Below are 12,262 nucleotides of genomic sequence, written 5' to 3' on the forward strand. Positions count from 1 at the left end.
CTATGGCTCATTTTATGATCAAATTCGAAGGGAGAATTTAAGTGCCTATAATCGAATTTACACAAATAGATGGAAAGTCTCTCAATCATATTTAATTAACTTCTTTACTACATTGCTTGTAGGGTTTTTACTTTTGCACTATATGTTTGACGTATTAGTTCTCTATCCTTTATGCCATTAACATTAACCAGAATAACTTTTCCATCACCTAAGCCAAAATTATTATTAAAGTCATATATTGCTCCAATAATTGTCAGTTTTCCTGAGTCAACCAGAGACTTATATCTCTTTTTTGCAACGTCAATTTGTGTGTGAACGTTAGTTAATATTGCATCATTAAGAGTTTTGTCATTATTTAGTTTGATAGTACTAAGTTCTCTATCAATATCGGCAATTTTTGTTTTTACACCTTTGTGTGCTGCTTCAATAGCTCCGCAGCCAGAATGGCCAACAACCATTAAATATGGAGTTTTGAGTACTCTTACACCATAATCTACCGAACCTTCAGTTGTTACAATTTGATTACCGATATTTCTAATTGAGAATACATCGCTATCTGGAGTCGAGTCAAAGGCATCTAAGTTTACTCTTGAATCTGAGCATTTTATTATAGTTAAATGTGGAGCTTGCGAATTACGAAATTTATCAAAAAATTTTGTATCATGTGTTTTTGTAAATTCAGCATTATTATCAAAAAGTTCATTTAGGAATGAAATTAACTTTTTATCAGTAGGTAATTTTATTTGCGAAGCATTGCATGTTGCAGAGAGTAGCAAAATAACTGCAATTACTTTTATTTTTAATAGTGAGTGCATAACGGTAACCTATATAAATTAAATAATAAAAATTAAAATGATATCTTCATAGTTCTCTTTTTCTTATCTACTTACACCTCCCTTTTTTTGTTTTTGAGCTCGTGTTTCAATTTTCTCAGAGACTTTAGCCTGCATATTCTCTATGCGTTTGCTGCCAATCCCTTCTTTACCTATTTGTTTTTTTAGTAGTTCATTTAATTTTATACTTTCGCTTACTGCTTTTTCTGCGTTATGTATTTTAGTTAAATTATCTGGAGAAATCTTTTTCATAAAATAATTTGATATGCGAGCACAGCCAATTTTTTTGCAAAAATTAGCTACCCCATATTTCATTTTATCTGAGCCTTCAATTTTTGGAGTATCAGTTTTTACTAATGTTAATGTTTTTTCCACTGCTTTATCAAAGTCCGACAATTTTTCACCTTTTGCCGGAGTTTTCATATTTTGGATTTCTTTGTCCGTAATATAATTTTCCTTTTTCAGTGTATCTAAAACTTTATCATAAAATTTAGCCATGTCTTCTTTGGAAGCAGTTTTAGTAGTGAGATGTTCTTTTACGAAACTATCAATCAAAGGTACTAAAGTGTTTTCAGAAACTTTTGTATCCTTGCTATGCATTTCTTTAACTACGTTCGCATCTGTTTCAATTTTTAATGCTGGCAGAACATCTTTATAAGTAATATTATCTGTATATTTCAAACCAAGCTCTACAGCCTGGCTTGCAAACTCAAGTTCAGATTTTGATAGCGGTCTATCTTTTTTTAGTGCCTTTATATAAGCCAGTGGGTCAGCACTTTTTGTTTCTTTTTGAGTTCTAGAAACAGTTACATCGACTTCTTGCCATTTATCATTATCTCCTTTCCGCCATTGTTTTTCTTGTACTTCAGTTGTTTGTTCTTTTGTAGTAGTGTATTTGATTTTATAATCATTTTCATACGCCCATTGTAGAGCATTCTTTCCTTCTATTTTTATGTTATTATGAGCGGCATAAGCCACAGGATCTTTGATAGGAGATTCAGCAAACTCCTGGAGCCACCCACCATTTTTAAAGGTTTCGCTAACGCCTGTAAATTTGGTAATAATCTCAGTTTGCTTTGAGATTTCTTGCATATTACTTAGATTCTTTTTTAATAAATCTTTATAAGTTGATGCTAAATCCTCAAAGCTAGTAATTGGTTTAGAAGTTTGTTTTGAAACGTCGTTGCCAAAGGCGTATTGAGCAGTTAATCCATTAGGGTCAAAACCAGCCTTTTTTAATTCAGCTATTTTTTGATCAACCATTGCATCGATTTGATCTGCGCTGAATTGACTAGACATTTGTTTTAATGACTGAGAAAATTTATCTATGTTAAATGATAAATTGCCATCTTCAATGGCTTGATCGTAGGCAAAAGACCTAAAAGTTTCAGCTGTTTTATCTATCATAGCCCCAAAATCTTGATTAAAGGCTACCAATGATCTCCCATGGTCAATTTTAGTAAAAACGTAATGGTCTTTACCATTTTCATCTTTTTGTTTTTGTACCATGATGTTATTAGCATGATAATCAAGCTCACCAAGCATATGGCAAGAAGCGACTAATTTTTCAAATCCTTCAACTTTTTTAAGCTTACTACTGCCTGGGTCAAAGGAAGAGTCCCCGCTAAAGTCTGCCATTGATACAACATCTTTAAAAAACTTCGATCGTACGTATAATGAGTTTGGATTATCCTTGTCTGGAGTTACCAATTCTTCTTTTGGGGCTCTGTCATATAAAAGAAATTGATACATAGTGGAGCCAAAAAGTTCTCTTACTCCATCTTTTCTATCAGCTAAAGCTTGTCTTCTCTTTGCCACATCTGGTTCAAGTAAACAATCAGCATTACTTTTATAAAAATGTTTTAAGATAAAAGTTTCACCTGTACCAGATTGAGTCGCGATATATCCAGCAGAAACACCAGATACCTTTTTACCTTTTGCAGTAAAATTGGATTGTTGATCTACTATTTTGTTGCCCAATGAGTCATTAACCTCTTGGAATTTACCTAGATCAATCTTACCCTTACGCATTTGTTCCAATTCTTTGATACGTTCTTGTTGTAGCCTTTTTTCAAGCTCTGAACGATCGTCATCTTTAGACATAATGATTACCTAAAATAAAAATATTTAATTTTATTTTAGTGTAACAATGGTATGTTAGCGATTACAAGTAAAATAGTTAAGAAAGCTATTAATAAATTTCTTCTGAGTTGTCCAAATCTTCCATGTTGGTAATTGGAGAAACTGGCTCATTAGCAGCTTCTTCATTTTTTGGACTGATTTTAGGATTATAGCCATTTACTTTCAAGGCTTCAATTATTGCTCCTGGGGCTGATGATGGTTTCCCCGTCTCATAATCAATAGATTCAAGCCTTATTGAGTTTGGTACTGCAAAATCTACAGATGGGAAGTTATAGCCATTAGTCATAAAATGCACGAATACCGGTAAAGCATAAACAGAGCCATAAGCCGAATTTCCTAAGCTTCTTGGGTTATCGTATCCAACATATGTCCCAACAACTATTTTGGGCGTAAATCCTACAAACCACACATCTTTAGCTTTGTTTGTTGTTCCTGTTTTTCCAGCAATAACGTAAGGTAAGTGCTTTGCTCCAGACGCGGTACCACGCTGCACACTTCCCTTCAACAATGATATCATTTGATAATTGGTAGCTTCATCTATAATAACAGGCGATTCAGTCTTATGTATTGTAGGAGCTTCTGTATTATTTATGGAGAGTGCTGTGTTGGATTTGCATTCTGGGCATTCAGTGTAATCTCTCTTATAAATTACGTTACCTTTACGGTCTTTTATTAACTCAATGAATTGTGGCTCAACTCCTTTTCCACCATTAGCAATAATACTAAAGGCAATCGTCATTTTTTCTAAAGTAGTTTCTATTGCTCCAAGGACAATAGAATGAACAACTTTTGGACTATCAGTAATACCGAACCTGCGGATAAGTGCTGCAACTTTACCAAGGCCAGCAAATTGACCAACTCTAACTGTAATTAGATTGCGAGATTTTTCTATCCCTTTCCTTAACGTTATTGGTCCAAGAAATTTACCATTGTCATTTTTTGGTCTCCATATAGGGAGGCCCGGACCTTGGTAGACATCTATTGGTGAATCATCAAAAATATCGGTTGGTTTTGCTCCATTCTCTAGCGCAGCCATATATACAAATGGTTTGATAAGAGATCCTGGTTGGCGTTTAGCTTGAGTTGTTCGATCAAACTTACTTACACTAAAATCATAACCTCCTTCAGCTGCTAAGACACGGCCTGTTTCATGCTCTATTACCATGATGCCGCCATTAATTTCTGGTATCTGTTGTAAAAAATACTTCTTGTCAATTACTTCAGCAGCTATTACATCGCCGGGTTTTAATATTTTCTTTACAGATTTGATATTAGTTGCAGTCCAGCTCATATCTTTTAAGTAAATAAAAGCAGAAGATCCGTTGCTAAGCCCAATCTTAGCTTGAGTATCAGCAACATCTAGTACAACAGCTAGTTTATAATGTAAAAGCCCATAAGGACTTGGTATTTTCTTAAGAGTTTCCTGCCAATCTTTAAGATCAATATTTTGCAAAGAACCACGATAACCCCTTTTCATATCGTATGCTTTAAGACCAAACCTTAGTGCGTTGGTAGCTGCTTTTTGCATTTTGGAGTCAACGCATGTCATAATTGTAAGACCAGCGGTGTAGAAATATTCCTCGCCAAACATTTCAATCACTTCTTCTCTTACTTTTGCAGCGTAGAAATCAGCGTCTATAGTCAGTGCTTTATCAAATTTAGCTAGTTTTATTGGCTCATCAATTGCTTGCTTTGCTTCTTCTTTAGTTAGGTAACCATCATCATACATTCTACCTATCACGTAATTTTTCCGCTCAACAGCCCTTTTATAGTTTTTTTCTGGGTTATATTGCGAAGGTGCTTTAGGTAGGGAAGCAAGGACTGCACACTCACTGATTGTCAGTTCTTCGATTGATTTATTAAAGTAGTTTAATGCAGCTGATGCTACGCCATAGGCACTTTTCCCAAGAAATATTTGATTTAAATATAACTCTAAGATTTCATCTTTAGTAAATACTTGTGAAAGTCTGTAGGAAAGAATAGCTTCTTTGATTTTTCTTTCAAAAGAACGTTCTGGAGAAAGTAAAAAAGTTTTTACGACCTGTTGTGTAATAGTTGAGCCGCCTTCAGGACGGCGTTTATTGATAATGTGAGAAATATTAGTTATTGCTGCTCTGAAGATACTAAAAATATCAATACCTTCGTGACTATAAAAGTTCTTATCCTCAGCTGCGATAAATGCTTGTGTTAGCGCTTTTGGAACGGAGCTAATAGGTACAAATATGCGATGCTCTCTGGCAAATTCTTCTATGAGTTTACCATCAGCGGAATACATTCTAGTAATGGAAGGAGGGTAATATTTTTTTAGCTGAGAATAATCAGGCAAGTCTTTGGTGTAATGGTATATTATATACATCAAAATTGCTGCCCCTATCATACCGAGGAACAGTGCTGTTTTTGTAGTCAATATAATAAATCTTAATATCATATAAATATATTGCCTGTAACACTAATTGCCGAACCTTTAGTGATTTTGACGTTTACAATCTTACCTATCAAATTTTTATCGGCATCACTAATATAAGCAGATTGCATGTAAGGTGTTTTTCCACCAATATGACCATCAAACTTACCATCTTTTTCAAATAATACCGGCATAATTTTGCCAACACATGACTCATTAAATTCAAGCTGTTGTTTGAATAATTCTTTTTGTAAGATAGCTAATCTTTCGGTCTTTATATTTTCTGGTACCATAGCCATTGCTGCTGCAGGGGTTCCAGGCCTTGGGCTATATTTAAAGGAAAAGCACTGGCCAAATTTCACCCGTTTAACAAGATCCATTGTATCTGCAAAATCTTCATCGGTTTCTCCAGGAAATCCAACAATAAAATCAGAGGACATCACTATGTCAGGGCGAGCAGTTTTAAGTTTATTGATAATTGTAAAATAATCTTCCCTAGTGTGTTTCCGGTTCATTGCTTTTAATATTTTGTTAGATCCAGACTGAACAGGCAGATGCAAAAATGGCATTAATTTTTTCTCTAGGCCATGAAGTGCAATTAGATCATCACTCATGTCAGTCGGGTGAGACGTCATATATCGTATGCGTTCTAGGCCATTGATTGTGGAAACATGGCGAATTAAATCTGCTAGAGTGTAATTTTTTTCATTGCTGGCTTTACCGTGATAAGCATTAACATTCTGGCCAAGCAGGTGAATTTCTTTGGCCCCTTTTGAAACTAGGGCTAGAGACTCTCGGTAAATTTGTTCAACTGGCCGTGAAAATTCTGCTCCTCTTGTGTAAGGTACTACGCAGAAGGTACAGAATTTATCACAACCCTCTTGAACTGAAACAAATGCACTCGCTCCTTGACTCTCAAAACCTTGTGGTAAATTATCAAATTTCTCTTCTTCAATGAAATCAAGTTCAATTAGGTGCTTTTGAGCTCTAGCTAATTTTGCTATCAAATCTGGTAATGTATGATAAGACTGAGGACCAACAATTATATCGACATAAGGAGCTCTCCTAAAAATTTCTTCTCCTTCAGCCTGTGCAACGCACCCTGCAACAGTAATAATAGTAGCAAGACCGGTTTTTTTTCTGGTATCTTTTATAAGCTTTATTTTTCCAAGCTCAGAATACATTTTTTCAGAAGCTTTTTCTCGAATATGGCAAGTATTGAGAATAAACATATCAGCGTCATCTGGCGTCCCAGTAGCTTCAAAACCAAATGGGGTCAATAATTCTTGCATTTTCAGCGAATCATAGACATTCATCTGACAACCATATGTCTTTATGTATAGCTTCTTTGACATTTTTGATATATTTATAGTAATACTAATTTATTGCATTATCTTAAAGAGTTACCTTGAACGCGCGCCACTTAACTTTCCCATTATACCATTTTTTTATCTTACAATCATGACAGCATTGTGTCAGGCTGACTTGCAGACAATGCGTAATATTTAATTATTATTGATAAAAATCCTCGCGCAATATATCATAATCTACAAAAAATTAATAGTCATTATTATGGAAAAGATAAATTGGTACGGTACTTATAGCCTGACTTTACGGGAGATAAAGAGATTCCTGCGAGTTTATCACCAAACTATTTTCACTCCAGTAGTTTCGGCATTAATTTTCTTAGCAGTTTTTGTTCTTGCTATAGGTAACCATAAGGCTTCCATTTCTGGTATTAAATTTATTGATTTTATGGGCTATGGCTTAATAGCTATGAGTATAGTACAAAATGCTTTTGCTAATAGTTCATCCTCTTTTATTATGAGTAAAATGTTAGGCTATATTTCTGATATTTTAACTCCTCCATTTGGTAGTGTTGAAATCATAATAGCATTTACCATTGGTGCTGTGCTTAGAGGAGTATTTGTTGGAATAGCTGTTGCTATTGCTCTTATACCGTTTGTTGACTATACCCTAGCGCACCCGTTTTTGTTAGTTTTTTATGTACTTGCATCATGCACTTTGCTTGGAAAATTAGGGCTACTTTCTGGGTTGATTTCTAATTCCTTTGACCAACATTCGGCCATTACGAGTTACTTGATCACGCCTCTATCTTTTTTGTCTGGTACTTTTTACTCTGTCCAGTCATTGCCTCCTATCTTTCAGCAAATTAATTTATTGAATCCTTTTTTCTATATTATCGATGGTTTTAGGTATTGTTTGACTGATAAAGCGGACGGTAATATTACAGGGGGCATACTGTTTCTTATGATATCCAATGGAATAATGTATTTCATTCTAGTTAAACTCATTGATAAAGGCTGGCGAATTAAGTCGTAAAAAGAAAATAAATCATCTTAGGACTAACTCAACCCTATTCTCTGTAAATTAAATCACCAATGATTCAATCTAAGATTTAAAAATTCTATCAATATAAAACTTGGGTCAATTGATTTTTTTGGTTTAGTGCATATATAACTTGTATAAGCAAAATTTATACGGTTATATTATATGAATATTGAAAAATTTACCTCCGCAGCAAGAGCTGTGATTTCTAGTGCCCAGATGTTAGCGGCAAAAAATAATCACCAACAACTTTTACCAATACATTTTCTTGTCACTCTTGTGGCAGAGGAACAGGAAGTAATAAGGAACCTCCTTGCTTCTCTTGGGGTGAGCACTAATCTTATTTTAACAAGAGCTGAAGAAGAACTAGCACGTATGCCAAGTATAGAAATAAGTGGTGGAGGGGGGCAAGTAAGCATTTCCTCAGATTCGCTTAAGCTACTTGAAAAATCTTTAGCACTTGCTACAACAAATAAAGACAGTTTTGTTACAATAGAGAGATTGTTTGAAGCCCTTACATATGATAAGAACATTGTTGGTAAAATTCTTGCAGAATTCGGTATTGATTCAAAAAAAACTACAGCAGCAATTTTAGCCATGCGCAAGGGAAGGACAGCTGATAGTGAATCAGCTGAGGAAAGTTATGATGCATTGTTAAAATACGGTAGAGACGTAACAAAGCTTGCTATGGAAGGAAAAATTGATCCCATAATAGGTAGGGACGAGGAGATAAGGCGAGCAATTCAGGTTCTTTCTCGTCGTTCAAAGAATAATCCTGTTTTAATTGGCGAGCCTGGTGTTGGTAAAACTGCAATTATTGAAGGTCTTGCTCAGAGGATATACCATAAGGATGTCCCAGAATCGCTAGTGAATTGTAAAATTTTTGAACTAGACATGGGAGCTCTAATTGCTGGGGCAAAATTTCGAGGAGAATTTGAGGAACGCTTAAAAGCAGTATTAAAGGAAATAAAAGAGTCTAGCGGCGAGATTATATTATTTATTGATGAGCTACATCTTCTTGTTGGTACGGGAAAAACTGATGGAGCAATGGATGCTTCAAATTTATTAAAACCAATGCTTGCCAGAGGTGAACTACATTGTATTGGTGCAACCACGCTGGATGAATATAGAAGATATATTGAGAAAGATACGGCGCTAGCAAGACGCTTTCAGGCGGTATATGTTGCGGAACCAAGCGTTGTCGATACAATTTCAATTATGCGAGGAATAAAAGATCGATACGAGTTGCATCATGGCGTCACTATTTCTGATGGTGCCATAGTTGCTGCTGCTACTCTATCAAACAGATACATCACTGATCGATTTTTACCTGATAAAGCAATTGATTTGCTTGACGAAGCTGCAAGTCGTTTAAAGATAGAGGTGTCTAGTAAACCTGAAGAATTAGATGAGCTTGATCGCAAGGTTATTCAAATAAAGATAGAACTATCGGCATTGAAGAAAGAAAAAGACGATAATTCAAAAAAGAAAGTTACTAAATTAACTTCAGAGCTCTCAGAGCTTGAGGCTAAATCAATGGATTTAAGCTCAAAATGGTTAGCTGAAAAGAACAAGATGTTATCTGCACAAAAATTAAAAGAAGATCTCGAAAATGCCAAAATAGAACTTGAAAAATCTGAAAGAAGGGGTGACCTTACCAGGGCTAGTGAGTTAAAATATGGTGTGATTCCAGAAATAACAGCAAAGCTAAAATCTGCTGAAGAACAAACTGATAATAAGCTTTTGAAAGAAAGAGTGACAGAAGAAGATATAGCCACTCTTGTTTCTAAAATCACTGGAATTCCAATTGATAGTATGCTTTCGAGTGAACGAGATAAACTGCTTACGATGGAAAAAAACCTACAAGCGACAGTAATAGGTCAGGATGATGCTATAGAAGCAGTTAGTGATGCTATACGCAGGTCTCGTGCTGGTATCGCCGATCAACACCGACCACTCGGTTCATTTTTATTTCTTGGTCCAACAGGTGTAGGTAAGACTGAGCTCACCAAGGCTCTGGCTGAATTTTTATTTAGTGATCGCAGTGCAGTACTAAGGTTCGATATGTCAGAATATATGGAGAAACATGCAGTAGCAAGGTTGATTGGGGCACCTCCTGGTTATGTTGGATATGAACAAGGTGGTGCATTGACGGAAGCAGTTCGTAGACGACCATATCAAATCATATTATTTGATGAAATCGAGAAAGCTCATCCTGATATTTTTAATGTGATGTTACAAATTTTGGATGAAGGGCGTCTGACAGATAGCCAAGGTCATGTGGTAGATTTTAAAAATACAATAATAGTTCTTACTTCAAATCTTGGTTCAGAAGTGCTTGTCAATCAAGCTGATGGTGAAGATACTGCTTTAGTCCGAGACCAAGTGATGGAGTATGTTCAAGCGGCCTTTAGACCAGAATTTTTGAATCGTCTTGATGAGATAATATTGTTTCATCGTTTGAACAGGTCTCACATGAATGAGATCGTAAAAATCCAACTTAATGAATTAAAAAATATTTTAGCGACTCAGAATATTAACCTTGAATATGATGAGAGTGCTGTAGAGTATCTGGGCGATAAGGGTTATGACCCAGCTTTTGGTGCTCGGCCGCTAAAAAGAATTATTCAAAAAGAAGTGCAGAATAGTCTGGCAAAGAAAATATTAGCTGGATCTTATATTAGCGGTGATAAGATCAAACTATCTTGCGTTGATGGTAAGCTTAATATTTAAAAGATCTATTAATAACAAAGCAAGAGTTTTCGATTGTAAAAATAAACCAAAAATGTGATCGGCTTTTTAGTTATTTTTTAAAAGGCAACGATTCATGCAACAAACACGTAATTTATGGTGTCTGTAAAACTAAGTCTTGACTTTATACTTAATATATAGTAATAATTCTTATATACAGGTTAGCAAAAGCTTAGTTTTAGTAAATATGAAGGAAGAGTATGTCAAAAACCCAAAGTTTAAGAGATGTTACAAAAGCAGGGAGCGCGAAAAACTTCAGAAGCGAAATGATAAACTTCGGGGGAGATAATTGGCTTTTTTTACATAGCGCACTTGAGAGAATGCATAGTGATTCATTATATAAAATAAATCTTTTTGTTAGGTCTTCTACTACCATAGGAATAGCAACTCAACAAGAAAAAGATCAACTATTTAGTGTATTTAAGGATATTTTACAGAATGTATTTTATGTTAACATTCGTCCTTCATCTTCCATGAAAATAGGAGCAAGAGACGAACTGCTGCAACGAGAAGCGCTCAAAGTAGTTATAAAAATGGTAGCAAAAAATCTTTCTAGCCCTCTAAGAGCTCTGGGTATAGAGGGCTTATTATTGGATGAACAATTAGTAGAAGCATTAGAGCAAATTGATACTAGCAAGATTGAGTATTTAGAACTAACCGGGGCAGGAATAGTTGACATGCCCTTGGTGAAAAGCAAGTTTAAAAAATGGATATCAAACATGCCAAATTTAGAGCATTTAAATTATGGGTATGATAATGGTGATACCTCTGGGGCTACTAGTATAACTGAGATAGTGCGCTACACAGCATCAAATATGCAGCTAGGTTTAGAATTTAACCAAAAATTGTTGCCTTGTTTCTCAGAGTTACTTGAAACAAGGAAATATCATTATATTAGTGAATTAAGTAAGTTTCTTTGCAAACACATATATGCTTGGGGAGTTCCTAAAATAATCATTGAGTATATGAATATAACTGATAGTTTTTTACTGAGTAAAATTGAGGTGCAAAAAACTTATGCTTCCGCCATTTTTCCCATCCAAGAACAAATATTATCTGGATGTGCTCTTAAATTTAAAGGGGAAAAAATAAAGGCAGAGAAAGCTGAAGATAATTCAGGCTTAAGCAATAATTCAGACGTTGCTGTTGGGGTGTCAGCTGCTACATCTGCTCCAACAACTTGTTTTAATGCACAACAACTTGCTAGACAATTTGTAGATGCTGAATTGGTTAGACATGCAGAGGCGTTGGCTAGAGTTGCGGATTTTATAGCACAAGTATGCAACGATAATTTTATTAAATTGGCTTTAAGAGAGCATTTTTCACCAGAAGCAATATTGGCGATAGAATTTGAAGAGGGAGATAAAATAGTTGATATTATTGGTGAATATTTAGCCACGTAGCGGAGCTCGTCGGTAGCAAGCTCACCGAGCGGGATAATAGTCTAAATTAGCAATGCCAAATTTTCCAATCATAAATTATCTCTATAAAGTTGATAAACTCATTGTAATTGAAAAATGTACGCAAATCAAATGTATCTACAGAACTAATTTTAGCTTATTAGAAGCAACGTCATTAAACCATGACAATATATAAGTATAGAAACAACACAGGAGCATTTACAGAAGGACTAGATAGGGTACTCGTAACTCTCGTTTCTTTCTTTTTTTATTTCTGGTATCCACATAAATCTAACCTCTCTATTTAGTCTCTCCGTCAAAACTCTAAATTTTTGATATAATTTCAAGAATTTCAAAAATAAATCACCGCACATTCATTTTTT

At 35.0% G+C, this 12,262-nt stretch carries 7 protein-coding genes; 3 read left to right on the forward strand and 4 right to left on the reverse strand.

Going from position 1 to position 12,262, the window contains the following annotated elements; genetic code table 11:
• Positions 1 to 107 precede the first annotated feature (107 nt).
• The 4 genes from Megvenef_RS03480 to miaB form a co-directional block, all read right to left on the reverse strand.
• Positions 108 to 815: a carbonic anhydrase gene (locus Megvenef_RS03480; protein WP_322776606.1), complete on the reverse strand. Its 708-nt coding sequence runs from the start codon at positions 813 to 815 to the stop codon at positions 108 to 110.
• 63 nt (positions 816 to 878) lie between these two features.
• Positions 879 to 2,936: a hypothetical protein gene (locus Megvenef_RS03485; protein ID WP_322776607.1), complete on the reverse strand. Its 2,058-nt coding sequence runs from the start codon at positions 2,934 to 2,936 to the stop codon at positions 879 to 881.
• Between the two features lie 88 nt (positions 2,937 to 3,024).
• A complete protein-coding gene (locus Megvenef_RS03490; protein ID WP_410519754.1) occupies positions 3,025 to 5,400 on the reverse strand; it encodes a penicillin-binding protein 1A in 2,376 nt (791 codons plus the stop codon).
• Positions 5,400 to 6,734 (reverse strand): tRNA (N6-isopentenyl adenosine(37)-C2)-methylthiotransferase MiaB, encoded by a 1,335-nt coding sequence (miaB, locus tag Megvenef_RS03495; RefSeq protein WP_322776609.1) that lies wholly within the window; start codon positions 6,732 to 6,734, stop codon positions 5,400 to 5,402. The genes Megvenef_RS03490 and miaB overlap by 1 nt, the downstream gene beginning before the upstream one ends.
• Before the next feature lie 217 nt (positions 6,735 to 6,951).
• Between miaB and Megvenef_RS03500 the strand changes: the two genes are divergently transcribed.
• The 3 genes from Megvenef_RS03500 (at position 6,952) to Megvenef_RS03510 (ending at position 11,882) form a co-directional block, all read left to right on the forward strand.
• The gene (locus Megvenef_RS03500) at positions 6,952 to 7,722 is read left to right on the forward strand and encodes an ABC transporter permease (RefSeq protein WP_322776610.1); all 771 of its coding nucleotides are present in this window, start codon (positions 6,952 to 6,954) and stop codon (positions 7,720 to 7,722) included.
• 171 nt (positions 7,723 to 7,893) lie between these two features.
• Complete coding sequence (gene clpB / locus Megvenef_RS03505; RefSeq protein ID WP_322776611.1) at positions 7,894 to 10,461, forward strand: ATP-dependent chaperone ClpB; 2,568 nt, start codon at positions 7,894 to 7,896, stop codon at positions 10,459 to 10,461.
• A gap of 218 nt (positions 10,462 to 10,679) precedes the next feature.
• A complete protein-coding gene (locus Megvenef_RS03510) occupies positions 10,680 to 11,882 on the forward strand; it encodes a hypothetical protein (RefSeq protein ID WP_322776612.1) in 1,203 nt (400 codons plus the stop codon).
• The last annotated feature ends 380 nt before the right edge of the window (positions 11,883 to 12,262 follow it).

It is taken from the genome of Candidatus Megaera venefica (assembly GCF_034554655.1).
Classification (GTDB): domain Bacteria; phylum Pseudomonadota; class Alphaproteobacteria; order Rickettsiales; family Rickettsiaceae; genus Megaera_A; species Megaera_A venefica.